This is a genomic window from Motiliproteus coralliicola (assembly GCF_003345655.1).
Classification (GTDB): Bacteria; Pseudomonadota; Gammaproteobacteria; order Pseudomonadales; family Balneatricaceae; genus Motiliproteus; species Motiliproteus coralliicola.
This window is the reverse complement of the sequence record NZ_QQOH01000001.1, coordinates 324125-349184: the sequence shown is the minus strand read 5'-3', so window position 1 is coordinate 349184 and position 25060 is coordinate 324125. Positions and strand designations below refer to the sequence as shown.

Sequence of the window (25060 nt, the reverse complement as noted above, 5' to 3'; positions counted from 1 at the left end):
GGCCAAGGCCCGGTTTTTTTTTAGCACCACTCCATCACTGAACAGGCATCCCATGAACGACGAGATCAACTACCGCAACAACCCGCTCCACGGCCTCGGACTGAAAGCCCTGGTCACCGAACTCGTTGAACACTATGGATTTGAGATCCTCTACGCCTATCTCAATATCAACTGTTTCCGCACCAACCCCAGCGTCGACTCCAGCGTTAAATTTCTGAAAAAGACCGACTGGGCGCGGGAAAAGGTGGAAACTTTCTATCTCTACCAATTCAAGAACCTGCCCAAAGCCAGCTCGACTCAGTTCAAGCTCCCGCCGAGAGAACGGATCATTCCGGATGGCCAGCTACCAGGCGAGCCGGCCGAGTTGAGCCTGGAAGACGCCGCTCGCCTGAATCAAAAAAAGCGTGACAAGGCCGCCAGTTGGAAGCAGAACTCGGGCTATCACAGCCGTAAAAAGCCGCAACAACAGCGCCGCAGCCCCTTCAGCAAGGATGCCAAGAACAAACCCTCCGGCAACGCGAGCGACTCAAAACCAAAACCAAAAACCAAGCCTCAAAGCAGCGAGCAGTCCTTCAACCCCTGGTCCAAATGGGAAAAGAAATAACCGGAGGCTGTGACGTAGGATCGCCCGATCGCCTCCCTGCAAGCGTTCAGGCCGGTCGCGAATTCGATTCCTGCGGGCTCATTGACGCCAATTCGTGCTCAAAGCGGTTGTAAAAATCCTGTTGAATTCGATTGGTCCTTGTCCAGCCGTCCATCGACACCGAGAAATCCAGCGCCGAACGCATCTTTTCCAACAGTGCCTGCCAACCCGCGGTTGACCACTCCTGTTCCGGGCTCAATCCTGATGGTTTGGGAAGGTGGGTGCCCAGCTCGATACCGTTGGCGGTGGCCATATGGAATTGCAGCATCATCACATCGGCTTCGGAAAGATTCGCGGTAGCGCGCTCCCAAGCCTCGTGCACACCTACCGGTGCATTCAGTGGCGGATAGGCCAGCGTCTTGGCTTTGCCGATCTCCACCACACCGTCGTTATTGAGATCCACCATGCCGGTCTTGTCCGGCTGGGCCAACAGGTTGATCGCACCCTCATCGCTCAAAGACTCGATATGAATCGGATCGGCCAAACTGGTCGCTCGCTGTAGCAGTTGCATGTCAGCGGCTGAGAGCCCGGCCAACACCTGCTTCGCGGTCTGATCGGCGCTGAGCTTCTCGGTTGCCGACATCAGCAGGGCTTCAAACTGATCGACCTGCTCTTCTGACAGCCCCCGTCGATGCAGCAAACCGATCGACTCCTGGCTCAACCCAGTGCGAGCAGCACCGGCGGGTAACAACTGACTGGATAGTGACATGCTCGGCTCCGAGTTTTCGTTTATCCCTGAAAACATAGCAAGTTTAACGCCAGTACAGCTCTATGCTGTTGAACCCCCGACGGTTCTAGGAAAGCTCAGCAACCAGCGCTGATAACAGCTGCAAAGGCAGCAGGAATCCGCCGGATAGCGGCAACCGCTTGCCGACCTCCCCCTGGCCGCTGTCAGAGCCCCGCACCCACGACTTTCCACCCATAGCACCCGAAACCCTGCATCCGGTATCATTAGCGCACAGACAATCACTTCAACCGTACAGAACATTCAACCTTACAGAACTTGCAACTATGACCGATTCGATCCTGACCGATGCTCCCAAGCCTTTTCTGGCACTGGTTTCCAAACTGCTGGTGGGTGAGAAGCCCTGCCCGGTCCGCTTTATGTACAAAACCGTTCCAGCCGATCTGCGTGACACCGGCTGGCGGATGTATTCCGGCTACGAAACGCCGGAAGAGCTGGCGGATAAGAAGAACATGCAGCCCTACCCGGTTGAGACGCTGATCAAGATGGACCCATCACTGGAAGAACTGCTCAAGAGCAAGCCGGGGTCGGTCTGGGAGCGGGTACCGGGAGAAGCCTGGCAGGAGGTCGAGGACTTCGACATCCCGGAAGAGGAAGATGTCGAAACCCGCACGGTACAAAGTGTCGACGACTTCAAGCCGAGCTGATTACGCGCCATCATGGGCGATCTTTACGCCCGATATCGGGCTTTGAGCCGGCAGCAGCAGTTCGATACTGACCCGGCTCAACTTGCCTGCCTTGAGCCGTTACAGGCGCTGATCGACAGCATCGAGCGGCCTCCTCGGCGGCTCAGCTTCAGATCTCGCCATTCCCAGTCCGCCGCGCTGCAGGGTATCTGGCTCTATGGCCCGGTTGGTCGCGGCAAAACCCTGTTGATGGATCTGTTCTGCCAACAACTGCCGGCCCACCGATCTCAGCGGCTTCACTTCCATCACTTTATGCGCCGGGTCCATCAGCAACTGACCGCGCTATCCGGCCAACCGGATCCATTGGTCAGAATTGCCGAACAGATCAGCGCCGATATCGACATACTCTGCTTCGACGAGTTTTTTGTCAGTGATATCGGTGATGCGATGCTGCTAGGGCGCTTAATGGCGCAACTGTTTCAACGGGGTACGGTACTGGTGGCCACCTCCAATCAGCATCCGGACCAGCTTTATGCCGATGGACTGCAGCGACAGCGCTTTGTGCCGGCGATCGACTTGCTGAAACAGCACTGCCGGATCATCCACCTCGATGGTGGCCTGGATCATCGCCGTCGGCAACTGAATCACGCCGATCTGTTCCTGCTCAATCCGGACCGTTCACGACTTCAGCTGCGATTCGAACAGCTGGCCGGCCCGGCCCTCGTGCAAGGGCAGCCGATTGCGCTTGAAGGCCGATCGGTAAGTTGCGAGCAATACAACGATCACGCCGCCTGGTTCGATTTCGATGCCCTCTGTGAAGGACCACGCAGTGCCAACGACTATATGGCTCTGGCCGAGCGGTTCGGCATTATCCTGCTCAGCGGTATCCCCGATCTGAAAGGCAGCAGCGACGCTAACTGGGTGGTTCAGGGTACCGAGGATATGCCAGCCAGTGCGACCAATCGCCGACGCTTTCTCGGCAGTAACGATGACCGGACCCGGCGCTTTATCGCTCTGATCGATGAGCTATACGACCAGTCGGTACTATTGTTGGCTGCCGCCGAAGTGACTATTGGCCAGCTGTATCCAAGCGGCGCACTGAGTGAACCGTTCGAGCGTACCCGCAGCCGCCTGATCGAGATGCAGAGCGAAGCCTATCGGCAACGTTGCATCGAGCATTGCCGCCGAGGCTCAACCAACGTCCAAGGTTAATCTTGCTCCAGCGCCCGACGGTACAGCTGAGCCAACTCATCGTTGAAGCAACAAAAAATCACCCGTTCCAACGAAGCCGGTGCGGCACGCCTGACAGTTTTGACGGCGATGCTCACTGCCTGCTCCAGCGGATAGCCGTAAACGCCGCAACTGATCGCCGGAAATGCCACCGATCCGATCCCATGCTCAGCCGCCAATGCCAAGCTGTTCTGATAACAACGCGCCAGCAGTTCGGGTTCGCTCTGCCGGCCGCCGTGCCAAACCGGTCCGACGGTATGGATCACATACTTGGCAGGGAGACGATAACCGGCGCTGATTTTCGCCTCTCCGGTAGGACAGCCACCGAGGGTTCGACATTCGGTCAACAGTTCAGGTCCCGCCGCTCGATGGATCGTCCCATCAACACCACCACCACCGAGCAAACTGTTGTTGGCTGCATTAACGATCGCATCCACATCGAGTCGGGTAATGTCAGCTTCCACCACCTCTATCTGCATCCGAATCTCCCGCAATAACGGCCTCTATGGGTAAGATTAGTCATCGATTGTGATAACGCAACAACCCTCAGCGCAACGGCAAAAATTCACCCCTGAATTAGTCGTATTTCTGGACCTAAATCAGGTTTTTAAGTTCCTTCGCAGTTGCGAAAATTGTTATGATGTGGCGCCGCCAAATTGGGCGCTTCGGCAACTTGGATGCCGGCCTGCGCCCACCCTGAATGGTCGGCCTACGACAACAACGCAGCAACCTCTGAACGTCGCCTGACGCACCGATGATCCCGGATGCGAATCATCGTCTGCGCCCTCGTGTTGGCCGTTTGGTCGTCGCTACCCTCTCACTCACAATGGTGTAGGAAGCAAGAATGAAAGGCACTTATTTACAAGCCTTCGTGCGAAATTTCCTTGGAAATTCGCCGATGTGGTACAAGCAGGCTATTCTCGCCTTCTTGGTTATCAACCCGATTCTGCTACTGGTCGTTGGTCCTGTTGCGACCGGCTGGATCCTGATCTTCGAATTCATTTTCACCCTGGCGATGGCACTCAAGTGCTACCCGCTGCAACCCGGTGGTCTGTTAGCGATCGAAGCACTGCTGATCGGATTGACCAATCCCCATACCCTGCTACATGAAGTGGAGCAGAACCTGCCGGTTATCCTGCTGCTGATGTTCATGGTCGCCGGTATCTACTTCCTGAAAGGGATGCTGCTTTACGTCTTCACCAAGATCCTGATCAAGGTGCGCGACAAGATCAAACTGTCACTGCTGTTCTCCTTTATGGCGGCGATCCTGTCTGCCTTCCTCGACGCCCTGACCGTTACTGCGGTACTGATCAGTGCCGGTGTTGGCTTCTATGCGGTCTACCACAAGGTCGCTTCCCACGGCCAAGACCACGACAAGAGCCACAAGCATGACCACTCCAAGGATGATCACCTGCACGCCGATCACCGTCAGGAACTGGATGATTTCCGCGCCTTCCTGCGCAGCCTGCTGATGCACGGTGCCGTCGGTACCGCGCTGGGTGGTGTAGCCACCCTGGTCGGTGAGCCACAAAACCTGTTGATCGGCGCCAAAATGGGCTGGAACTTCATCGACTTCTTCGTCAACGTGGCACCGATCTCCATCCCGGTACTGATCTGTGGCCTGCTCACCGTGGTCGTCGTTGAAAAGAAAAAGCTGTTCGGCTACGGCGCCCAGATTCCGGAAAACGTGTTCAATATCCTGAAAGACTTCGATGAAGCGCAGGAAGCCAAGCTGACCAAGCGTGACCGCGCACAGCTTTACGTCCAGTTCTTCTGTGCCGCAATACTGGTGATCGGCCTAGCCTTCCACCTGGCCGAAGTGGGCTTTATCGGCCTGGCGGTTATCATCCTGGCCACCAGCTTTAACGGCATCACCGAAGAGCACCAGATCGGCAAAGCGTTTGAAGAGGCGCTGCCCTTTACCGCACTGCTGGTTGTATTCTTCGCCGTGGTCTCGGTTATCCACGACCAGCATCTGTTCCAGCCAATCATCGAGTCGGTACTGGCAATGGATATAGGCGTACAGCCGGCGATGTTCTTCATTGCCAACGGTATCCTGTCTGCGATCAGTGATAACGTGTTCGTTGCCACCGTCTACATCAACGAAGTCGCCGCTGCCCACGCTGCGGGCACCATCACCCGGGAGCACTTCGAAGCCCTGGCGATCGCGATCAACACCGGTACCAACCTGCCGTCTGTTGCGACTCCGAACGGTCAAGCTGCCTTCCTGTTCCTGCTGACCTCGGCGATTGCCCCGCTGGTACGCCTGTCCTACATGCGGATGGTGATCATGGCCCTGCCGTACACCATCGTACTGAGCGTCGTCGGCCTGCTGACGGTGATGGCTTTCGTCTAAGCCTCTGAACGCAGGCTCATCGAGTCGGCGCCAGAATCACAAAGCCCCGCACCTGCGGGGCTTTTTTGTTTCTCTGTGCAAACCCACTCTTAGCGCAGCTCCTGACGACAGCCAGGGACTGCAGACCCTATTTGTACCGGCAGAACACCTGCCGTGTGACAGACACAAAAAAGCCCGCACGGGGCGGGCTTGGATAGAGTCGGGGTTACCAGGGCGCGGTTACCACTCCTTCAGGCTTTCGCGCTGGCGGTCAATCAGCTCGCGTAGGCTGTTGAGCCAACCTTCCAGCTGCTCGATCACTTCGCCATCCTTTGAATGGTCCGGATTGACCTGAACCACCTGTATTTCGGACAGGCTGGCATGGTCAGACTGGTTGGCCTGCTCCCGGTCCTGCGCCACCCAACAGGCGCGGTAGGCCTTGAGGGTTTGCGACAGCCAGCTGTCACGTCCGGCCAGCTCGGTCAGCTCTTTCGCTTCAGGCGCTTCCATACCGTTCTGTTCCAGTTGCTCCAGCAGCTCGTCACGGGTGGAGATCTTCAGCGGGTCAAGACGGTAAACTTCGGCGATCTCGCGCAGGTAGGCGCTATAGGCCGACACCAGATGGAACAGAATCGACTCCTCGTAGGACTCGATCTGTGCATGCTTGTTCCAGCCGGTGGATTCTGCCGACTGCTTGAGTTGGTCCAGATGCACCTTGGCAAACAGTAGCTTCTGATTGGTGCGCGCGATGTAGATATTGGACATGGTGGACTCCTGCCGTCCTGGCTTACTTTTTCTTTTTGCGCTTGTCTTCTTCGACCCAGCGCCCGTCACGGTAATAGGCACGCCAGCCGGTGGCCTTGCCGTTTACCTCTGACATCACATACTGTTCTTTGGTCTTGCGACTGTAGCGCACCACCGCCGGTTCACCATCCGGATCAGCCTGAGGCGCCTGCATCAGGTAGTGGTACTTCGGATCAATCGCCTTCTGATGCGGAATCAGCTCGCTGATCAGCGGCGCCCGGGTCTCGCGGTTACGTGGGAACTGGCTCGCGGCCAGGAACAGACCCGAGGCCCCATCGCGCAGAATGTAGTGATCCTCGACCTTGGCGCAGGGCAGCTCCGGCATCGGGACCGGATCCATCTTGGGCGGAGCGGCTTCACCATTACGCAGCAGCTTGCGGGTGTTCTTGCAGCTCTCGGAAGTACAGCCGAAGTATTTACCGAACCGGCCGGTCTTAAGCTGCATGTCGGCGCCGCACTTATCGCACTCGATCACCGGGCCGTCGTAGCCCTTGATCTTGTACTGTCCTTGTTCGACTTCAAAGCCGGAACAGGCCGGGTTGTTACCGCACACGTGCAACTTGCGGGTTTCGTCGATCAGGTAGCTGTCCATGGCGGTGCCGCACTTGCTGCAGCGGTGCTTCTTCAGCAGCTGACGCGATTCGGCTTCATCGTCGGCGTCGACGCTGATCACCTCGTCCCCATGGACCAGATTCAGGGTACCCTTGCAACGTTCCTTAGGCGGCAGGCTGTAGCCGGAACAGCCCAGAAAAACGCCGGTGCTGGCGGTACGAATCATCATCGGGCGTTCGCACTTCGGGCACGGGATGTCGGTCTCGGTGGGACTGTTCGGCGCCATTCCGCCTTCGTCCGACTCGGCCTTCTCCAACTTGCCGTTGAAATCCCGGTAGAAGTCGTCGAGCAGGTTCTTCCAGTCGGCATGGCCATTGGCCACGTCGTCCAGCGCCTCCTCCATTTTGGCGGTAAAGCCGTAGTCCATCAGATCGGAGAAACTGCCGACCAGTCGATCGGTAACGATATCGCCCATCTTCTCGGCGTAGAAGCGACGGTTTTCCAGTTTGACGTAACCACGATCCTGAATCGTCGAGATGATCGATGCGTAGGTCGACGGACGGCCGATACCCCGCTTCTCCAGCTCTTTGACCAACGCGGCTTCGCTAAAGCGCGGCGCCGGCTTGGTAAAGTGCTGGGCCGGCTCGAGTTTTTCCAACGTCAGCGGATCGCCTTGCTGCAGATCCGGCAGGATCACATCCTCATCCTTCTTACCGGCCGAAGGCTGGGCTTTCAGGAAACCGTCAAACTGCATGATCCGACCGCGGGTACGCAGTTCGTAATCACCGCAGCTGACCTTGATCCGGGTGCTGATAAAACGTGCATTGGGCATCTGACAGGCGACAAACTGGCGCCAGATCAACTCATAAAGACGCTGAGCATCGCGCTCCATGTCCTTCAGGGTCGAACCACTGATATTCACATCAGACGGACGGATCGCTTCGTGAGCCTCCTGGGCCCCCTCTTTGGAGCTGTAGGAGCGAGGGGCTTCGGGCAGATAATCTTTGCCGTAGCGATCAAGAATGAAATCGCGACAGCTCTGTACCGCTTCGGCACTCAGGTTGGTCGAGTCGGTACGCATATAGGTGATGTGACCGGCTTCATAGAGTCGCTGGGCCAGCATCATGGTCTTCTTGACCCCAAAGCCCAGGCGCGTACTGGCGGCTTGCTGCAGGGTCGAGGTAATATAGGGAGCCGAAGGCTTGCTCTGGGTCGGCTTGTCTTCGCGAGCGCTGACCTGGTAGCTGCCGGCAGTCAGTTCCGCCAACGCGGCATCGGTGTCCGCCTTATTACCGGGACGGAAGTTGGCACCGCGGTGCTTACTGACCTCTAGGGCAACCGGCTGTTTGTCAGCGGTGTTGACCAGCGCATCGACTTCCCAGTACTCCTCCGGCACGAAGGCGCGAATCTCCTGCTCGCGCTCAACCACCAGACGGACCGCGACCGACTGTACCCGACCCGCCGACAGCCCCCTGGCCACTTTGGCCCACAGCAGCGGCGACACCATGTAACCAACCACGCGATCGAGGAAACGACGGGCCTGCTGGGCATTAACCCGGTCCATATCCAGCTCACCGGGAGTCTCGAACGCCTCGGTAATCGCTTTCTTGGTAATTTCGTTGAACACCACCCGCTTGTAACGATCGTGATCGCCGCCAATCGCTTCCAGCAGGTGCCAGGCGATCGCTTCCCCCTCGCGGTCCAAATCGGTTGCGAGATAGATCTGATCAGAATTCTTGGCCAGCCGCTTCAGCTCATCGACCACCTTCTCTTTGCCGGGCAGGACTTCGTAACGGGGATTCCAACCCTTTTCCGGGTCGACGCCCATACGGCCCACCAACTGCTCGCGGGCCTTCTTCTTTTTATGGATAACTCGCTGCTCGGGTGACAGTTTGCGGGTTTCGGCTGCCGCCTTGGCCCGGGCTTTCGGGTCAACTGTCGAACGTCCCCCTCCACTGGTGGGGAGATCACGAATATGACCGACACTGGATTTAACGACGAAATCCTTGCCCAGATACTTGTTGATTGTCTTGGCCTTGGCCGGTGACTCGACGATTACTAACGACTTACCCATGAACAATAAAAGCCTGATACCTATATTTTTGAGTCGGTTACCGGGGGCGGTAATGAAAAATCAATGGCGCTAACGCCGCCGAGCCGGTTCCGACAACCCTAGCCGGGTCTGAGGAGCGTCATATATAAGGCTTGCACCGACGCCGGTCAAGCATCCATTGGTTCTGAACCAAAGAATTCAAGCCATTCAGACCCCTTAGGCGAACCTTCTCAGCCCCGATAACTCGGTTTTTCGTAGTGCTGCTCAGGCATTTTCAGTACCATGAGCGCTCTTTCTTCAGCTGTCGATAACGGAAGGTTATTTTGTTGGAAAATGCACCACTGCTGGTTGTTGTCCTGGTCGCCATTTTATTGGTGGCTCTGCTGGCAAATTATCTGGTGTATCGGCGTCAAGAGCGTGCCTTACAGCGCGCACTTAAGCTGAAGCAGCTTCGTTTGGAAGCCGAGAAAGTACTGGAAGCACTGGCGGTCTTGAACCAGATCGACTGCCCCAAGCCCGCCCGGGAACTGCTGAATCAGGAAGTGGTTCGCCTGCTGGAACAGATCAGTCGCATCAAACCCGAGGCAGGAATGCTGGAGCAACTGCGCAGCCAGTCCGATACCATCGTCGGCGACAGCGGCAGCCTCAATCTTGAGAATGAACGGGCGATGAAGCAGGCTCACGCTGCCATCCGCTTCGCGATCCGCTTTGCCAACCATCGCCGCAGTATCGGCGCCCTGTCTTCACTGCAGTGTGATGAGCTCAGTGGCGAACTGCAACGGTTTGATTACCAGATCGAAATCGATACCCACCTGGGAATTGGCAAACGGCTACTGGAATCCGATAAACCCGCGGTGGCTACTACCCACTTCAAGCAGGCCAAGAGTTTTATCTCCCGGCTGCACCATCAGAATCCACAGCGCCGCGAGTTGCTGGAACAGGTCAACGAGCTGATTGCGCAAGCATTACCGTTCGGCACCCAGGCACGTCAGCAGGATAAGAACGAGTAGTTGCCGGTTAGAGTTCGGCTCCGTTTTGGTCGGCCTCGATCAGCTCGAAGCGGGGCTGCTCGGCTCCGTTGTTGATGACCGTCCCGACAAACATCTCCAGCGGTCTGACCCAAAGCTTACCCTCACCGTACTGGGGTTGGTAGACCACCAACAGCTCTTCGGTTTCTGAATGGATTGCGGTACCTATCACCCGGTATTCGTTGCCCTTATAGTGTCGATAAAGCCCCGGCAACGGGGCGGAAACTGTGCTCATAATTGCTCTCTGTTAATTCGACGGGGTCAATAGCTGGTCCATCTGCAGCTTCAACTGCTCGATGGTTTCCAGCGTGCCCAGCTCGTCCCAATAGATCGATACCGATACCGGGGTCGACTCGATGCCGTAGACGGTCTCCGGCAACGAACCGATCAGGTCCGCAATACGAGCCAGCTCCTGATCACTCTGGTAGCCCTCCCCCTTGGCCCAACTCCAGCCCTCGGGCAGTCCGACATTGGCATGGGATTCCAACCTGAACACCTGCCACTCGGGTGGTTTGCCCTGCTCCCTGGCCAAGCGTGGCAACCGATAGGCGACACAGTTACGCTCCTCGCCAAACGCCTCACCCAACGCCCGTGGTAGCGTCAGGCGACTGATCTGAACCTGAAAGCCCAGCCGCATCGCCTGCTGCCGCAAGTCCGCTTGCATGCGTTGGCGTGGTGACGGCTTCATCCACATCATTGAGCCGATGATTGCCAAAAAAATCAGTGTGATAACAATCCAGTTCATCCAGGTGGCGCCTCTTATTTGGAAGCGGCTATGTTAACCCGGATTAAGCCGGAAAGGTTCGCAGATTGCTCTCATATTCCGTGTAAAAGGGATAATTTGAAACCTCAGCCCCAACGGCTGCCATGCCACTCTCAAAGTGTCCTGATTCGAACAGAAAAATCAGGAAATTCATCAAGATTTTCAGCGCCTTCGTCAAAAATCCGGGTTAAGCTAAGGGGAGAGAAAAGCAATGGGAGATCAACCATGGCCTATCAACATATCCTGCTGGCGATCGATCTGACCGAAGAATCCGGGCAGGTGGCTGACAAAGCGGTGGCGATGGCCCAACAGGGCGAGACTCAACTCAGCATGATCCACGTAATCGAGCCGTTAAGCTTCGCTTACGGTGGCGATGTACCGATGGATCTTTCGACCATCCAGGAACAGCTCGACGAGCATGCCCAACAGCGGCTGGAAACCTTCGCCGACAACCTGGGCGTTCCGGTCGCACAACTGCACGTGGTATCCGGACATACCGAGAGTGAGATCCATCGGGTCGCCAAAGAGATCGGTGCCGATCTGATCATCGTCGGCAGTCATGGTCGGCATGGCCTGTCGCTGCTGTTGGGATCGACCGCCAATGGCGTCCTCCATGGCGCCAAGTGCGATGTGCTGGCAGTGCGGGTACAGGAATCATCGGCCTGATAACGAGCCCGCCTCCGGCCATCGGAACGGCAAGCGATAATCAAGAACAGGCATTGGGATTCCAAGCCTGTTGCTAAAGCGCCAGGACCGGCAGCGACAAGCCGTCCCGGCGCGTTGGCGTTACTACATCGATTCCAGTTCGACCCAGCGCTCCATCGCCTGCTCCAGCGCCTGCTCGCAGTTTTGCAGCGCTTCCAATCGCTGCGCCACCTTATCATGGGGCTGCTGGTAGAAATCGGCCGCGCCGGTCTCTTCCTGCAAGGCCTCAAGTTCCGCCTCCAGTTGCTCCATCTGACCCGGCAACTGATCCAGCTCCCGCTGCAACTTATAACTGAGTTTCTTCTTGGCCGGTGCCGGCTTGGCTTCGGTTTTTGTCGGTTCGGCTGCCGTGTTCGCGCCATCCTGTTCGGCCTGGCCGGTACTTTGTTCGAGTTTCTGCTGAGCAGCCTGGGGAAGTTCGGTCTGAATCAGCTCACCGCCCTGCCGCAACCAGTCCTGATAACCACCGATATATTCGCGAATTTTGCCACCACCGCTGAAGACCAGGGTACTGGTGACCACATTGTCGAGAAACTCCCGGTCGTGGCTGACCAGCAGCACCGTACCTTGGAAATCGGACAGGATCTCCTCCAGCAGCTCCAGGGTTTCAAGATCCAAATCATTGGTGGGTTCGTCGAGAACCAGCACATTGGCCGGCTTGCTGAACAGACGCGCCAGCAGCAGGCGGTTACGCTCCCCCCCGGACAGCGACTTCACCTTGGCCCGGGTACGGGCCGGCGGGAACAGAAATTCACTCAGATAGCCGATCAGATGCTTGCGCTTGCCGTTGATCTCGATGAATTCCCGCCCCTCGGCGATATTGTCGAGAACGGTTTTTTCCGGATCCAGCTGTTCACGCAGCTGATCGAAGTAAGCCACCTGCAGGTTGGTGCCGATATCCAATTTGCCGCCGTCGGGCTGCAGCTGCCCCAACAACAAACGCAGCAAGGTGGTCTTGCCCACACCGTTGGGGCCGATCAGACCGATCCGGTCACCGCGAAGGATACGTACCGAGAAATCGTTAATAATGCGCTGCCGATCGTAGCTGTAGTGGATCGCTTCGGCATCGACCACCAACTTTCCGCTTCGTTGGGCCTGCTCGACGCTGAAGCTGGCCTTGCCCTGCTTTTCGCGTCGCTCGGCGCGCTCATTCCGCATCGCCTTCAACGCCCGAACCCGGCCTTCGTTGCGGGTTCGACGGGCTTTGATCCCTTGACGGATCCAGACCTCCTCCTGAGCCAGCTTTTTATCGAACAGCGCATTCTGACGCGCCTCGTCGGCCAGCACCTGATCGCGGTATTTGAGGAAACTGCTGTAATCGCCTTCCCACGGGAATAACCGGCCCCGATCCAGCTCGACGATTCGGTTCGCCAAGCGCTGCAGGAAGCTACGATCGTGAGTGATAAAGATCAGGGTGCCGCGAAACTCGAGCAACTGCTGCTCCAACCAGCCGATGGTATGGATATCCAGATGGTTGGTCGGCTCGTCCAGCAACAGGATATCGGGCTCGGTCACCAGCGCACGGGCCAGCGCCACCCGACGCCGCCATCCGCCTGACAACTCCTGCATCTGTACCTGTCCCGGCAGTCCCAGACGCAGCAACACCCGCTCGACCTTCTGTTCCAGATGCCAGCCGTCGACCGCTTCGAGCTGCTGCTGCAGGCGCTCCAAGCGCTGCAATCCGGCCTCGTCATGGGCCTGCACGGCCAGCTCGTCGTACTCGTTGCGCAGCTGCTGAACATGGGCCAACCCTTCGGCCACCACCTCAAACACCTGACGCTCATCCGCGGCGGGAAGCTCTTGCTCCAACACTCCGATCACCGTCTCAGGCGCCTTCCAAAGCTCGCCGGAATCCAGCGACAGCGAGCCGGTAATGACCTTCAACAGGGTCGACTTACCCTCGCCGTTTCGACCGATCAGCGCGATCCGCTCACCCGGATGAACCACCCAGTCCACGTGATCCAACAACGGTTTATCGCCAAATGCCAGCGACGCTTGATTCAGTCTCAACAGGGCCATATAAGTAACGCCATTCTATTCAGGTAAGGGGGCAATCCGCCTGCCGCTTTGGCAGTGAATGCACTCGGAAAGCTCAGCAGTTTGAACTATTCTACTGCCAAACCCTCTGAAGGGTGGCCATTGAAACCAAGAGGCTCAGGTTTTGCAAATCGACCGCGTATCCCGTCGCCGCCACACCACTTCCGCCCGCCCTCTTTCACGCTTCTTTCGACCCGCCGTCTACCTGCTCGGCCTGTCGGTGCTCAGCCTGCCGCTGCCCGGATTAACGCTGCAGAGCCAGGCATCTATTATCGAACAGGACCGCTCCAAGCTGGAGCAGCAACGGCAACAGTACCGGCAGGGAGTGAAGGCCCTGAACCAGCGGGACTACAAAACCTATGAGCGGTTATTACCGAAACTGAGCGACTACCCGCTCTATCCTTACCTGCTGTATCAACGCCATCGGCAGCAGCTGGATAAACTTAGCGCCGAACAGCTACAACAGTTCGAAAAGAACTACAGCGATTCGCCGCTGGCCAGACGGCTGTACCAGAGCTGGATCAGCGAGCAGGCCAAACGTAAGCGCTGGCAGGTGCTAACCGACAACTACCGCCCCGAATCGGCCGGTATCAGCCTGCAGTGCCAATATCTGTGGGCACTGCACCAGCAGGGCCAAACCGACAAGATGCTGCGCGAAGTCGGTAGCATCTGGGTCCACGGCAGCTCACGACCCAAAGCCTGCGACAAGCCGTTCAAGGTCTGGCTTGAGAGCAATCAATATACCGAACAACACGCCTGGGACCGTTTCTGGCTGGCTCTGGAGAAGGGTAATACCAAGCTGGCCGGCTATGTTCGTAAACGCCTCAACAACCCCGAGTGGAAGCGTCAGGCTGAACAGGCACTGTCATGGCATCGCAGGCCTAAGCAGCTGAGCCGCTTTCAGCTGGTTTCGGATCAGCCCTTATCCGCTGAGCAGCAGCGTTTACTGTTGATTACCCTCAAGCGCCTCGGTCGCCTGGAGCCGCTGATGGGGTTGGACCAGCTCGAGCGCCTGGCCGCAGCTCTGCAGCTTGAGCCGGAAGTCCAACAACAGCTCTACCGTAGCTTCGCGGTTCGGCAGCTGCGCCGTTATCCCGACAGCATCGGCGAGTTAAGCCAACGTCTCGATCCACAGCACCAAGACCCGCAGATCCTTGAATGGCAGCTTCGTAATCTGATCCTGCGCCAGGACTGGAGTGCGGTCACCAAACTACTGGAGCAGCTGCCCGAGTCGGAACGCGAACGCGATCGTTGGCGCTACTGGCAAGCCCGGGCACTGGAAGCCGAGGGAGGCGATAAAGCGATCGCCACTGCGGCGTCAATCTATAACGAGCTGACGTTCGAACGCAGTTTCTACGGCTTTATGGCGGCCGACAAACTGGGAGGCGGCTACCAGCTCAACAATCGCACCCTGGCTCAGGACCCGGACTATATCGGCCAGTTGGCCCGTAAGCCCGGACTGATCCGAGCCCGCGAGCTGTACCTGCACAACCAGCTTCGCGATGCCAGACGGGAGTGGTACGCCAGTACCCGCCAACTGAGTCGCGAGCAGCGTTACCAGGCAGCCCAGCTTGCCCGCCAGTGGGGATGGTACGAACAGTCGATCCGGGGAGCCATCGCCGCTCGCCAATGGGATGATATTCTGCTGCGTTTCCCGGTGGCCTACAGCGATCCGATCCACCAAGCGGCCAGCAAACACGCCATCGCACCAACCTGGATTCTGGCGGTCGCCCGCCAGGAGAGTGCCTTCACCCCCGACGCCCGCTCCCATGCCGGAGCCATGGGGTTGATGCAGCTGATGCCGGCCACAGCCAAAGAGACCGCTAAAAAGGCCAAGATCCGTTACCGCAGTCGTAGCCAGTTGGCCGAACCCGGCTTTAATATCAAGCTCGGCAGTCACTACCTGGCCGGGCTGGGTCGTCGTTACGAAGGTCACCGAGTGCTGGCCACCGCCGCCTATAACGCTGGCCCCCATCGGGTGAAACGCTGGCTGGCACAACGAAACGACCTTCCCACCGATATCTGGATCGAAACCATTCCATTCGATGAGACCCGGAACTACGTGCAGAATGTGTTGAGTTTTTCGCTGATCTACAGCGACATTCTCGGCCAGCCTAAACAGCTGCTACACCCCCATGAGCGCATGGCCGTCGTTCCCGATCCCAAAGATCGGAATAGCAGCCGTTAGGCTCAAGCGGATAGCGTTGCGATCGCCGTTCTGGATGGAAGGAACGATCCTTTGACCGGTCGGCATCATCAGGCTGCAGCGCTCCCTCGTACCGGATTCGCGGCTAGATCCGCACGCACAAGCCAGTGGATTAACGCGCCGTTGATCCTCTGGCTTGATAAGGCTCAATCTGTTGACGCAATCCCGGTTGTTATACTTCATGACCAAGCTTGAGGGCCCCTCAAGCAACTGACTTGCCACTGACGGAAAACATGCTGCATGATCGGATCCAACAAAAGCCCTCGCCCCACCTTCCTGGCCGAGGTTGTCATTCTCGGATTGCTGGCCTTTTTGATCGTCCATTTCTTTATCGACCCCCAAAAGGAGGCGGACTATCAGATCAAAAGCGCCCACGGCTCGGCGCTGATCGTGCAGCTGCATCTCCATAAAGAAAGTCAGCACCGGGTCATCGAACTGGCCGATAGCTTCACTCCGGAAGAGATGCTTGAAGAGCTTGAAACAACGATGAGCAACGCCGGGATGCCGCTAAACAGCCAATTTGAACAGGGCTCCAACGGCTATGCCCTGGAACTTTCCAGTCGGGTCATACTGGGCCAATCCGGCACGGAAATTCTCGATCCCAAAATTGCCGAAGCGGCATCAAAAAAACGTCTGGCGCAGCTTAAAACCGAGTAAAGCTCATCGCACCGAACAAAAAAGGCCAAGCAATGCTTGGCCTTTTTTAATGGCTGAGACAAACCCGGGTTTAGAGGTTATAAACCACCTTGATCCGATCCTTAACCAGTTTCGCCAGCCGGTCCGATTCGAACTTGGGCAGGAAGTCGTTACAGCCCACCTTCTCAACCATGGCATGGTTAAACGAGCCAGATAGAGAGGTGTGCAACACGATATAGAGATCTTTGAGCCGGTCATCAGCGCGGATCTCGGTAGTCAGACGATAACCATCCATCTCCGGCATCTCGGCATCGGTGATCACCATCAAGAAACGATCGCTGAGGCTACCGTCGGTATGCTCGGCGAAGGCGCGCAACTGCTGCAGCGCATCGGTTCCATTAACCGCTTCGTAGATCTGGATACCTAGATTGCTAAGGGTGCTGTGCACCTGGTCACGGGCGGTCTGCGAGTCATCGACAACCATCACTTCGCAGCTCTGGGCGATCGCCAGAACCTCATCTTCTATCAATCCCGGGGTAATCTCGGTGGTATAGGGGCTGACTTCCGCCAATACCTTCTCCACATCGACGATCTCGACCAGGCGATTATCTTCCAATCGGGTGATCGCGGTCAGGTAGTGAGCCCGTCCAGCGGTGACCGGCGGCGGCATCACATCACTCCAATCCAGATTCAGGATTCGCTCGACATCGCTGACCAGGAACCCCTGCACCGTGCCATTGTACTCGGTCACGATCATATGGGCGGTTTCGGTGATCTCGGTTGGGCGCATGCCGATCGCCGCGCTCAGATCGATCACCGGTACTGTCTGCCCACGCATATTGGCGACACCGATCACGACCGGATGGGAGTTTGGGATCGCATTCAGTCGCGGAAGCTTAAGTACTTCTTTGACCTTGAAGACGTTGATGGCAAACAGCTGATGACGTCCAAGCCGGAACAACAGCAGCTCGAAACGGTTCTGGCCCACCAGCTGCGTACGCTGGTCAACCGAATCTAAAATCCCTGACATCTTGGGGCACCCTATCAGTAGTTATTACAGGCCAGCTCGCCTATCTGAGTTAGAATAGTCAACTTTGGCCCTCCGGGGATATTGAACCTGCACCGAAACTACCGAAAATCATGGCCTTCAGCAACGCCCCACTTACCGATATCGCGGTCAATCTGACCGACAAAAGCTTCCAAGCTGATCTTGATCAGGTTCTCGAGCGCTCAGCCGCCGCCGGCGTTACCGAAATCATCGTCACCGGATCAACTCTGGACGAGAGTCGGCAAGCGGTAGAGCTGTGTCAACAGCACCCTCAAATGCTGTTCAGTACCGCCGGTGTGCATCCCCATTACAGTCGCGACTTTGATGCCGACAGCCTGGAGCAACTACGCCAGCTGAGCCAACAAGAGTGCGTCAAGGCCGTGGGAGAAACCGGGCTGGATTTCAACCGTGATTTTTCTCCCCGTCCCGACCAGATCCGGGCCTTCGAACAACAGCTTGAGCTAGCTTGTGAATTAAAGATGCCGGTACTGATGCACGAGCGTGATGCCCACGATCGCTTTATCGAGATCGTCGGCCACTATCGTGACAGTCTCGACAAGGCCCTGCTGCACTGTTTCACCGGTGATAAAGAGCAGCTCTACCGGCTGCTGGATCTTGACCTGCATATCGGCGTTACCGGCTGGCTATGCGACGAGCGGCGCGGCGCCCACCTACCACCATTACTAAAGGAAATACCAACCAACCGGTTGATGCTGGAGACCGACGCTCCTTACCTGCTGCCCCGGGATCTTCGCCCCAAGCCTAAGTCACGCCGCAATGAACCTTGCCATCTGGCCCATATCGGCCGGGTAGCCGCCCAGCATATGGGCATCAGTTTTGAGCAACTGGCCCAGCAAACCCGCCGCACCAGCCTGGAGTTCTTCAATATCCAGCCCAGCCACTAGCAAAGTCCGTTGCGATATAACAATTATTGCGCTTGTAACGAAGCGACAAACCGCTGTAGCTGAGCCGCGTCAAATGGCCACCCAAGTTCACGACCACTGAGCTGATCCTGCAGCACAGGAATACGTACACCGTAGTGCTCAACCAGGCGATCTTCATTAGCAATATCAACAACTTCTACTGGATTTTGTTGAGGGTTCAATTCACTGGCAAGCAAGCTTTCAGCTACCTCACACAGATGACAGCCTAAAGTTCCGTACAACACCAATCGAGGCATGAATAGCTCCAAACTTGCAGGGATTATTTGCGATATACCACTAACTGCTAGGGCGAGTTTTTTCCAGATGTGGTAGTTTACCACTCCTGCAGGAGCCCAAGCGCCGGGCCAACGCATCTCTACAGCCATCAGGAAAGAGTAAATTAGTATGGATCGCAGCAGCAACACCGACGCCACAAACTTCTTCACCGCGATGAACGCCGAAACCCACAAGCTGGTGGAAATGTTCGGCGGCCAAGTTGGAGAGCAGTACCTCGACAACCTGAACAGCGCCTGGTCACAACTGCTTAGCCGCCCCACCGACCCCCAGGGCTGGGTTGAGGCAATTAATGAATATCAGCGCAGCTCGCTGCAGTTCTGGTCCACCCTACTGACCGGTAGCGATGCCGCCGCAACCAACCGGGACTCCCGCTTTAAAGCCGATGAGTGGAGCGAAAACCCGGTCTTCAACTACATCAAAGAGTCCTACCTGATCGCCTCCAAGCTGCTTAATAAAGCGGTCGAGAACGTCAACCTGGACGACAAGAGCCAAAAGAAGCTGGAGTTCTTCACCCAGCAATACATCGACGCCATGTCTCCGAGCAACTTCGCAGCCACCAACCCGGAAGTGCTGCAGCAAGCCGTTGAGACCAAAGGCCAAAGCCTGATCAGCGGTCTGCAAAACCTGCTGGGTGACCTGGACAAGGGTCGCATCACCATGACCGACGAAGAAGCCTTCGTACTGGGCGAGAACGTCGCCACCACCGAAGGTCAGGTGGTCTATGAAAACGAGCTGTTCCAGCTGATCCAGTACACCCCGACCCAGGAAAAGGTCGCCGAGCGTCCGCTGCTGATCGTGCCGCCGTGCATCAACAAGTTCTATATCATGGACCTGCAGCCGGGTAACTCTTTTGCCAAGTACAACGTCGACCAGGGTAACAACACCTTTATGGTTTCCTGGGTCAACGCCACCCCCGAGCAGAGCCACCTGAACTGGGACGACTACATCGAGTCCGGTGTACTGGAAGCCCTGGAAGTGGTCAAGAAGATCACCGGCAGCAAGAAGGTTAACACCGCCGGTTGGTGTATCGGCGGTACTATCCTGTCCACCGCCCTGGCGGTTCTGACCGAGCGCAAGGACAACACTGTCTCTTCCGCCACCTTCCTGACCACCATGACCGACTTTGAAGAACCGGGCGACATCGGCGTCTTCTTGGGAGACGACGAAGTCGGCTCACTGCTGCAGAAAGTTGAGCAGGAAGGCGTTCTGAACGGTAAGAATCTGGCTACCGCCTTCAATATGCTGCGCTCCAACGACCTGATCTGGTCCTACGTGGTCAACAACTACCTCAAGGGCCAAAATCCGGTACCGTTCGACCTGCTGTACTGGAACAGCGATCCGACCAACCTGCCGGCGGATTTCTACAGCTTCTACATCCGCAACATGTACCTGGAGAACAACCTATCCAAGCCGGGTGGCGTTACCATCTGCAACACCCCGATCGATCTGGCCAAGATCAAGACACCGTCTTACTTCCTATCCTGCATCGAAGATCATATCGCGCCTTGGAAATCCACCTACAAGGGCACCGAGATGCTGAAGAACTGCGAATTTGTTCTGGGTGCCAGCGGCCACATCGCCGGCGTTATCAACCCGGCCAGCCGCAACCGTCGTCACTTCTGGATCAACGGTGAACTTGGCGGAACCCCGGATCAGTGGCTCGATAGCGCAGAGAAGCAGGAAGGTAGCTGGTGGAGCCACTGGAGCGCCTGGCTGAAGAAACGCGCCGGTAAGCAGATCGAAGCACCTAAGGAACTGGGCAGCAAAGACCACGCGCCGATCGAGCCGGCTCCGGGCCGCTACGTCGCCGTTCGGATCGACTGATCCCACCATCCTATTAGACCATCGACAAGGGGCTGATTTATCAGCCCCTTTTTTGTGCCCGATACGGCAATCTGCCAGCGCCTCAAAAGTACAGGCCCGACCCGCCTGCGACGGACTTAGCGGCAAAGCACCTACACTTGAGGTAACTAGCGACCAAGGGGAAGGCTTTGTCATCGCCGCAATTGTTCCAAGTCAGATCCTGCTGGGTGCCACTCGGCCTCGTACTCAGCCTCATACTCAGCCTGAGCGGCTGTGGCGTATCGAGCCCACCGGCGATGCTGGAGGATTATCTGCAACGGGTTGCGAATGTACTGGAAGTCGAACCCCAGGCGGGAAGCTCACAAACCCAAGCCAAGGTGTTACCGCTTCCTTCTCGACGGGACCGGCGGCTGGCCACACAAGAGCTACGCAGCGGCCTGCTGGACAGCCTGGAGCTGCGCCATTGCGGGCTGTTACCGCTGATCGCTGAGCGTAACAGCTCGCTGGGGAAGGTGATGAAACCCTCCATACAGCTCAATTACGAGCTACAGTTTTTCGCCAAACTCCAACCCTGTCTTAGGCGCGATCAACAGCAATCTATTTCCGATGCTGCATTCAGTGAGCAACTGCGCCAGATTTACCAGATCAAAAGCACCAACCTGATCCCAGTATGGTGGAACAGCGTGTTCGCCTCAGAAGCGATGGAACGTAACCTGTCCCTGTCACGACCGCCGATTCCACTCGAAGGGCATCCGGGCTACGGGGATAGTTTGCGCGCGCTGGAAGTGATGGTTTCGCTGGCTGGGCCACTGAGCCCGCCGGCCGACCCTTTCCCACTTCCCAAGCAATTGGAGCGACTCGAGAGTGGCCATGAAAGCCTGTACAACGGTGAATACGGCAGCCAACTGTTCAGCTCGATCCAGCTGTTGATCGACATTCTGAATCGAACCTCGCTGACCCTGGATCGAGCCACCCGCCAACGACCACTCTGCCTCAACGGCCGCTCAAGCACCCAGGCTGAGTACCTGAGGAACGTCTTTGATCGCTATTACGGCGGCGGTGTTCAACCCTACCTGTCAAGAACCTACCGCAACGGTCGCTCCTGGTTAGAGCTGATGGACCAGCTGGCGCAACAAGCCCGACCATCTAGCGATTGGGATCGATATCACCGGCAGATGCTAGATCCGGTCGCCGAGAATGGGCTCTGGCAACAGTTCGAGCAAGCCATTCAACGGCACACACGCAGCTGGAGACAGGTATTGAGCAGCTGCGGCCTGATGCCCGGCAGCTGAACAACAAAAAACGGCCGCATCATCGATGCAGCCGCTTATTTACCTCGGACAGAATCGTCGCAGTTAGCTGTGCTTGTTAACCAGCTGCGCCAGCTTGTCGTTGATACGAGTCTGCTTGGCTTGCTTTTTCTGCTCTTGAGCACGCTGCTGACGCTGCTCACGGGCTTTTTTCAGCATCGCCTTAGCATGCTCTGCTTCCTGCTCGGTCACCTTGCCGGCAGACTGGCCGGTCAGATCAACCCGATCCGCCCCTTCAACCAGCGACTTGTAATAGAGCGGTGAGCGGACATAGGAGGCCAGCGCCCGCTTGATCTTGCCCTTGGAGAGTTTGGCATCGGCCAGCAGATCTTCCTGAATACCGATCTTCAGCGGCTTGACCGCTTCACGGTTGAAGGTTTCCGGGTAGAGCTCAGAGATCTGAGTCACCGCCGCCTGGTTGGCAGCACGGTTTTTATTGCGGGAAGCATTTGCAGGTTTAGCAGTCTGGGTTTCAGTCATAGCACTAGCGTAATCGGGAACTGGAAAAGAGATCCGTCTGGCGGGTTAACCCTCGCCCTTACGAATCAGGTAATAGAAACGATCGGCCTCGGCCCGCTCACTGAGCAGCTCATGGCCAAGAAAGGCACAAAATTTGGGAATATCGCGCTGGGTCGACGGATCCGTCGCCACAACCTCAAGCACTTCGCCGATGGCGATATCACGAACTTTGTTATGCAGCATCATCACCGGCTCGGGACAATACAGTCCCACCGCGTCCATCTGATGATCAGCTTTTATTTCAGACATACTGCCGCCCTAATTTCCGAAGGGCTATTGTCGCAAAAGCTGGCGGCGGGAAAAAGAGACCTCAGGTTTTTTTTCACATCCATCTACGAATTAGACAATTAGCTTTATACTTCAGGTATATAGAAGATTATCTGTCCCTTGCCGGGCAGCCCAATACCCATCAGCAAGCCGTCAGTATAGGAGGCCTTCAATGATCAAGGTTATGATCGAGCGGATAATCGCCGAAGACCTGGCCGATCACTATCAACAGCGCGCCAGCAGCACGCTGCAAACCGCCATGAGCACACCGGGATTTATCAGCGGCGAGTCGCTTAAGAACGCCAGCAACCCTAACCATCGGATAATTTTTGCCAACTACCGAAATCTGCGGGATTGGGAAAACTGGTATCACAGTGAAGCGCGCAAAGAGATCATGGAACAACTAAGACCGATGCTGCTCGAGGATGAGAAGATCACCATCATGACTCACATCTAGGTACCGGCGATACCTCAGCGCCTGAGACCGGAGAACACTCACCGGACTCAGGCTACACGCAAGTAGCCGGTAACCTCTTCACGGTCGTGATATAACTGCTTCATATCCAAGGCAAATCCAACACCGGCCTGATCCAGCTGCTGGCTGATCAGCTCGCAGCACTCCACCACCGACGCATAGCGCTTCTTCATCGGCAGTTTCAGGTTGAAGATAATCCGACGGCACCAACCACGCTCCAGCCACAACGCCATCCGCTTGGCCACCTTGGTGGGCTGATCGGCCATATCGCAAACCATCCAGTCGACCGGCTTACGCGGCTCATACTGAAAGCCGTCTTCCATCGCATGTTGAACCAACCCCGATTCCATCAATGACTCGGCCATCGGTCCATTATCAACGGCGGTGACTCGGATGTGGCGCTTGACCAGTTGCCAGGTCCAACCGCCCGGTGCGGCGCCAAGATCGACCGCCCGCAGCCCCGGACAGAGTAAGGTTTCACGCTCGTTCGCGCTTAGAAAATGCAGAAAGGCTTCATCCAGCTTCAGAGTTGAGCGACTCGGTGCCGCCGCCGGGAATTTCAATCGCGGTATGCCCATCGGCTGCGGCGCATGGTTCCCCGGATTGCTGATCCCGGCATAGACTCGAGACGAGTCAAGAAAGAACAGATGTAGCCGCGGCAACCGCTGAGTACGCTTGGCACTGAGCAGCCCATGGCGGCGCATCGCGGCGGCACAGGGGGCGGTGAACTTACGACAGAAACCGGCCAGTTCTTTGGCTTCATTGGTATCGGCAGTCTCGATCATCAACTCGCCGCACTGAGGTAACGTATCCAGCTGCTGCAACAACGGTCCAATGCGATCATGGGCCGGTAATCCTTCGATCAGCGGCTGCGCGGCAAACCACTGACGCGCAAAGATAAGCTGCCGAAAAGGCAGTTCGGTTACCAGTTGCAATGCGCCCTGCTCAACCAGGCAGTGGTAGACCACATAGCCTTGACCTCGGTCGGTACGGGCGTAGCCGGCAACCCCAAGGCTGTTGGCCAGTTCAGTTATTTCAGCCGCACACTCGGGTTCGAACCCCGGGCGACAATAGAGTACAAGATGATCCATGGGGCGGCATTATACGCACGAAGCCGCTCCAGGGAGCGCAATTCCAACTATTTTTTACCGCCATACGCACTACTTGATAAAACTCAATTCCATTATCACGGCAAAATGCGATCCTTTGCGCAACGATTGAGACAGCAAGCTGCCGTCAGCTACAGCCACGGCGATCTGGGGATTTAGATAGCAACATGACCGATACCATCATTACTGATAGCCGTACGGACAGCGTTCAACACATCGAGTGTGATGATTGCGGCCTCTTCCCGCTCTGCAAGCCGATCGATATCGGCGGTCGCGAACTGAGCATGGCGGACGAGTTTGTCGAGCGTCGGCAGCCGATCCGTTGCGGCGAGTACCTGTTCCATGAAGGCGACGGCTTCCATGCCATTTTTGCCGTTACTTCTGGCGCCTTCAAGCTGGTCAACCAGGACCCAAGCGCTCAAGAACTGGTCGTTGGCTTTGCACTTTCCGGCGAAACCGTCGGTCAGAGCGCCATCTACCCGAAACGCTACCCTTTCAGCGCTATTGCGCTGGAAGACAGTCATGTCTGCCAACTGCCGATGCACTGCGTCAACAACACCCTGAATCAGGTGCCGTCGATGCAGCAAAACCTGCAGGACATGCTGAATAAGGAAAATTACGACCTGCACCGCCAGTTTGCGATGCTGATGGCGCGTAAAAATGCCGAACAGCGACTGTCCGCCTTCCTGATGAACCTGTCGCTGCGTCTGAACGAGCGCAACCTGGCCAGCGAGCAGTTCCAACTGCCGATGTCGCGTGACGATATCGCCAACTTCCTGGGTCTGCGCAAAGAGACCCTGAGCCGGCTGTTCACCAAGCTGCATCAATCCGGCGCCATTGCCGTTCGCGGCAAGCATATTCGTATTCTGGACAAGCAATTACTGCAGGATTCTTCAGGATTGCCGCAGCAAATCTGATACCCTAGCGTTCTACGTTGAGAACCACT

General features: G+C 56.8%; 25 protein-coding genes. 13 read left to right on the top strand and 12 right to left on the bottom strand.

From position 1 onward, the window contains the following. The first annotated feature begins 52 nt into the window (after positions 1-52). A complete protein-coding gene (locus tag DV711_RS01695) occupies positions 53-604 on the top strand; it encodes a VF530 family protein (RefSeq protein WP_114693915.1) in 552 nt (183 codons plus the stop codon). 46 nt (positions 605-650) lie between these two features. On the opposite strand, the gene DV711_RS01690 is transcribed toward DV711_RS01695, so the two are convergent. Next, positions 651-1352, bottom strand: coding sequence for a hypothetical protein (locus DV711_RS01690; RefSeq protein ID WP_114693914.1), 702 nt, complete (start codon positions 1350-1352; stop codon positions 651-653). 302 nt (positions 1353-1654) lie between these two features. On the opposite strand from DV711_RS01690, the gene DV711_RS01685 reads away from it, so the two are divergent. Then, on the top strand, positions 1655-2035 hold the full coding sequence (locus DV711_RS01685; RefSeq protein WP_114693913.1) for an immunity protein Imm33 domain-containing protein: 381 nt from the start codon (positions 1655-1657) through the stop codon (positions 2033-2035). A 12-nt stretch (positions 2036-2047) separates the two neighbouring features. Next, the gene (zapE, locus tag DV711_RS01680; RefSeq protein WP_114693912.1) at positions 2048-3226 is read left to right on the top strand and encodes a cell division protein ZapE; all 1179 of its coding nucleotides are present in this window, start codon (positions 2048-2050) and stop codon (positions 3224-3226) included. Here zapE and DV711_RS01675 read toward each other — a convergent pair. Further along, entirely contained in the window at positions 3223-3723 is a 501-nt protein-coding gene (locus DV711_RS01675) for an O-acetyl-ADP-ribose deacetylase (RefSeq protein ID WP_114693911.1), read from the bottom strand. The two genes, zapE and DV711_RS01675, sit on opposite strands and share 4 nt — an antisense overlap. A gap of 365 nt (positions 3724-4088) precedes the next feature. Here DV711_RS01675 and nhaB point away from each other — a divergent pair, with 365 nt between their 5' ends. After that, entirely contained in the window at positions 4089-5600 is a 1512-nt protein-coding gene (gene nhaB, locus DV711_RS01670) for a sodium/proton antiporter NhaB (RefSeq protein WP_114693910.1), read from the top strand. A gap of 219 nt (positions 5601-5819) precedes the next feature. On the opposite strand, the gene DV711_RS01665 is transcribed toward nhaB, so the two are convergent. Together DV711_RS01665 and topA are read right to left on the bottom strand one after the other, a co-directional pair. Then, entirely contained in the window at positions 5820-6344 is a 525-nt protein-coding gene (locus DV711_RS01665; protein WP_114693909.1) for a DUF6586 family protein, read from the bottom strand. 22 nt (positions 6345-6366) lie between these two features. After that, positions 6367-9009, bottom strand: coding sequence for a type I DNA topoisomerase (gene topA / locus DV711_RS01660; RefSeq protein ID WP_114693908.1), 2643 nt, complete (start codon positions 9007-9009; stop codon positions 6367-6369). Positions 9010-9314: 305 nt separating this feature from the next. On the opposite strand from topA, the gene DV711_RS01655 reads away from it, so the two are divergent. Then, positions 9315-9998 (top strand): hypothetical protein, encoded by a 684-nt coding sequence (locus tag DV711_RS01655; RefSeq protein WP_133297380.1) that lies wholly within the window; start codon positions 9315-9317, stop codon positions 9996-9998. Positions 9999-10005: 7 nt separating this feature from the next. Here DV711_RS01655 and DV711_RS01650 read toward each other — a convergent pair whose 3' ends face one another. Continuing rightward, the gene (locus DV711_RS01650; protein ID WP_114693906.1) at positions 10006-10251 is read right to left on the bottom strand and encodes a DUF1653 domain-containing protein; all 246 of its coding nucleotides are present in this window, start codon (positions 10249-10251) and stop codon (positions 10006-10008) included. A 12-nt stretch (positions 10252-10263) separates the two neighbouring features. After that, entirely contained in the window at positions 10264-10761 is a 498-nt protein-coding gene (locus tag DV711_RS01645) for a hypothetical protein (protein WP_114693905.1), read from the bottom strand. A gap of 243 nt (positions 10762-11004) precedes the next feature. Here DV711_RS01645 and DV711_RS01640 point away from each other — a divergent pair, with 243 nt between their 5' ends. Further along, positions 11005-11445, top strand: a complete 441-nt coding sequence (locus tag DV711_RS01640) for a universal stress protein (RefSeq protein WP_114693904.1) — start codon at positions 11005-11007, stop codon at positions 11443-11445. A 123-nt stretch (positions 11446-11568) separates the two neighbouring features. On the opposite strand, the gene DV711_RS01635 is transcribed toward DV711_RS01640, so the two are convergent. Further along, entirely contained in the window at positions 11569-13503 is a 1935-nt protein-coding gene (locus DV711_RS01635) for an ATP-binding cassette domain-containing protein (RefSeq protein ID WP_114693903.1), read from the bottom strand. A 142-nt stretch (positions 13504-13645) separates the two neighbouring features. On the opposite strand from DV711_RS01635, the gene DV711_RS01630 reads away from it, so the two are divergent. Next, positions 13646-15709: a transglycosylase SLT domain-containing protein gene (locus tag DV711_RS01630; RefSeq protein WP_114693902.1), complete on the top strand. Its 2064-nt coding sequence runs from the start codon at positions 13646-13648 to the stop codon at positions 15707-15709. Positions 15710-15967: 258 nt separating this feature from the next. Further along, positions 15968-16384, top strand: a complete 417-nt coding sequence (locus tag DV711_RS01625; RefSeq protein WP_114693901.1) for a hypothetical protein — start codon at positions 15968-15970, stop codon at positions 16382-16384. A gap of 70 nt (positions 16385-16454) precedes the next feature. On the opposite strand, the gene DV711_RS01620 is transcribed toward DV711_RS01625, so the two are convergent. Next, positions 16455-17393, bottom strand: coding sequence for a chemotaxis protein CheV (locus DV711_RS01620; protein WP_114693900.1), 939 nt, complete (start codon positions 17391-17393; stop codon positions 16455-16457). Positions 17394-17503: 110 nt separating this feature from the next. On the opposite strand from DV711_RS01620, the gene DV711_RS01615 reads away from it, so the two are divergent. Beyond that, positions 17504-18316 (top strand): TatD family hydrolase, encoded by an 813-nt coding sequence (locus tag DV711_RS01615; protein ID WP_114693899.1) that lies wholly within the window; start codon positions 17504-17506, stop codon positions 18314-18316. 23 nt (positions 18317-18339) lie between these two features. Here the strand turns inward: DV711_RS01615 and DV711_RS01610 are convergent, their stop codons facing one another. Beyond that, complete coding sequence (locus DV711_RS01610; RefSeq protein WP_114693898.1) at positions 18340-18591, bottom strand: glutaredoxin family protein; 252 nt, start codon at positions 18589-18591, stop codon at positions 18340-18342. Between the two features lie 148 nt (positions 18592-18739). On the opposite strand from DV711_RS01610, the gene DV711_RS01605 reads away from it, so the two are divergent. Continuing rightward, positions 18740-20455, top strand: a complete 1716-nt coding sequence (locus DV711_RS01605; protein WP_114693897.1) for a PHA/PHB synthase family protein — start codon at positions 18740-18742, stop codon at positions 20453-20455. A gap of 206 nt (positions 20456-20661) precedes the next feature. Further along, complete coding sequence (locus DV711_RS01600; protein ID WP_133297379.1) at positions 20662-21726, top strand: DUF3080 family protein; 1065 nt, start codon at positions 20662-20664, stop codon at positions 21724-21726. Between the two features lie 63 nt (positions 21727-21789). Here the strand turns inward: DV711_RS01600 and DV711_RS01595 are convergent, their stop codons facing one another. Then, positions 21790-22224: a ProQ/FINO family protein gene (locus DV711_RS01595; protein WP_114693895.1), complete on the bottom strand. Its 435-nt coding sequence runs from the start codon at positions 22222-22224 to the stop codon at positions 21790-21792. A gap of 45 nt (positions 22225-22269) precedes the next feature. Further along, the gene (gene tusA, locus DV711_RS01590) at positions 22270-22512 is read right to left on the bottom strand and encodes a sulfurtransferase TusA (protein WP_114693894.1); all 243 of its coding nucleotides are present in this window, start codon (positions 22510-22512) and stop codon (positions 22270-22272) included. 190 nt (positions 22513-22702) lie between these two features. Between tusA and DV711_RS01585 the strand changes: the two genes are divergently transcribed. Then, a complete protein-coding gene (locus tag DV711_RS01585) occupies positions 22703-22987 on the top strand; it encodes an antibiotic biosynthesis monooxygenase family protein (protein ID WP_114693893.1) in 285 nt (94 codons plus the stop codon). A 47-nt stretch (positions 22988-23034) separates the two neighbouring features. Here DV711_RS01585 and rlmM read toward each other — a convergent pair whose 3' ends face one another. Beyond that, the gene (gene rlmM / locus DV711_RS01580; RefSeq protein WP_114693892.1) at positions 23035-24096 is read right to left on the bottom strand and encodes a 23S rRNA (cytidine(2498)-2'-O)-methyltransferase RlmM; all 1062 of its coding nucleotides are present in this window, start codon (positions 24094-24096) and stop codon (positions 23035-23037) included. Positions 24097-24281: 185 nt separating this feature from the next. On the opposite strand from rlmM, the gene DV711_RS01575 reads away from it, so the two are divergent. After that, positions 24282-25031 carry a helix-turn-helix domain-containing protein gene (locus tag DV711_RS01575; RefSeq protein ID WP_114693891.1) on the top strand — a complete coding sequence of 250 codons (750 nt, stop codon included), beginning with the start codon at positions 24282-24284 and terminating at the stop codon, positions 25029-25031. Positions 25032-25060 lie beyond the last annotated feature (29 nt).

Bases quoted from the DNA above. Each gene is read 5' to 3' on its own strand.
- DV711_RS01695 (WP_114693915.1), top strand. From the start codon at position 53: ATGAACGACGAGATCAACTACCGCAACAACCCGCTCCACGGCCTCGGA.
- DV711_RS01690 (WP_114693914.1), bottom strand. From the start codon at position 1,352: ATGTCACTATCCAGTCAGTTGTTACCCGCCGGTGCTGCTCGCACTGGG.
- DV711_RS01685 (WP_114693913.1), top strand. From the start codon at position 1,655: ATGACCGATTCGATCCTGACCGATGCTCCCAAGCCTTTTCTGGCACTG.
- zapE (WP_114693912.1), top strand. From the start codon at position 2,048: ATGGGCGATCTTTACGCCCGATATCGGGCTTTGAGCCGGCAGCAGCAG.
- DV711_RS01675 (WP_114693911.1), bottom strand. From the start codon at position 3,723: ATGCAGATAGAGGTGGTGGAAGCTGACATTACCCGACTCGATGTGGAT.
- nhaB (WP_114693910.1), top strand. From the start codon at position 4,089: ATGAAAGGCACTTATTTACAAGCCTTCGTGCGAAATTTCCTTGGAAAT.
- DV711_RS01665 (WP_114693909.1), bottom strand. From the start codon at position 6,344: ATGTCCAATATCTACATCGCGCGCACCAATCAGAAGCTACTGTTTGCC.
- topA (WP_114693908.1), bottom strand. From the start codon at position 9,009: ATGGGTAAGTCGTTAGTAATCGTCGAGTCACCGGCCAAGGCCAAGACA.
- DV711_RS01650 (WP_114693906.1), bottom strand. From the start codon at position 10,251: ATGAGCACAGTTTCCGCCCCGTTGCCGGGGCTTTATCGACACTATAAG.
- DV711_RS01645 (WP_114693905.1), bottom strand. From the start codon at position 10,761: ATGAACTGGATTGTTATCACACTGATTTTTTTGGCAATCATCGGCTCA.
- DV711_RS01640 (WP_114693904.1), top strand. From the start codon at position 11,005: ATGGCCTATCAACATATCCTGCTGGCGATCGATCTGACCGAAGAATCC.
- DV711_RS01635 (WP_114693903.1), bottom strand. From the start codon at position 13,503: ATGGCCCTGTTGAGACTGAATCAAGCGTCGCTGGCATTTGGCGATAAA.
- DV711_RS01625 (WP_114693901.1), top strand. From the start codon at position 15,968: ATGATCGGATCCAACAAAAGCCCTCGCCCCACCTTCCTGGCCGAGGTT.
- DV711_RS01620 (WP_114693900.1), bottom strand. From the start codon at position 17,393: ATGTCAGGGATTTTAGATTCGGTTGACCAGCGTACGCAGCTGGTGGGC.
- DV711_RS01615 (WP_114693899.1), top strand. From the start codon at position 17,504: ATGGCCTTCAGCAACGCCCCACTTACCGATATCGCGGTCAATCTGACC.
- DV711_RS01610 (WP_114693898.1), bottom strand. From the start codon at position 18,591: ATGCCTCGATTGGTGTTGTACGGAACTTTAGGCTGTCATCTGTGTGAG.
- DV711_RS01605 (WP_114693897.1), top strand. From the start codon at position 18,740: ATGGATCGCAGCAGCAACACCGACGCCACAAACTTCTTCACCGCGATG.
- DV711_RS01595 (WP_114693895.1), bottom strand. From the start codon at position 22,224: ATGACTGAAACCCAGACTGCTAAACCTGCAAATGCTTCCCGCAATAAA.
- tusA (WP_114693894.1), bottom strand. From the start codon at position 22,512: ATGTCTGAAATAAAAGCTGATCATCAGATGGACGCGGTGGGACTGTAT.
- DV711_RS01585 (WP_114693893.1), top strand. From the start codon at position 22,703: ATGATCAAGGTTATGATCGAGCGGATAATCGCCGAAGACCTGGCCGAT.
- rlmM (WP_114693892.1), bottom strand. From the start codon at position 24,096: ATGGATCATCTTGTACTCTATTGTCGCCCGGGGTTCGAACCCGAGTGT.
- DV711_RS01575 (WP_114693891.1), top strand. From the start codon at position 24,282: ATGACCGATACCATCATTACTGATAGCCGTACGGACAGCGTTCAACAC.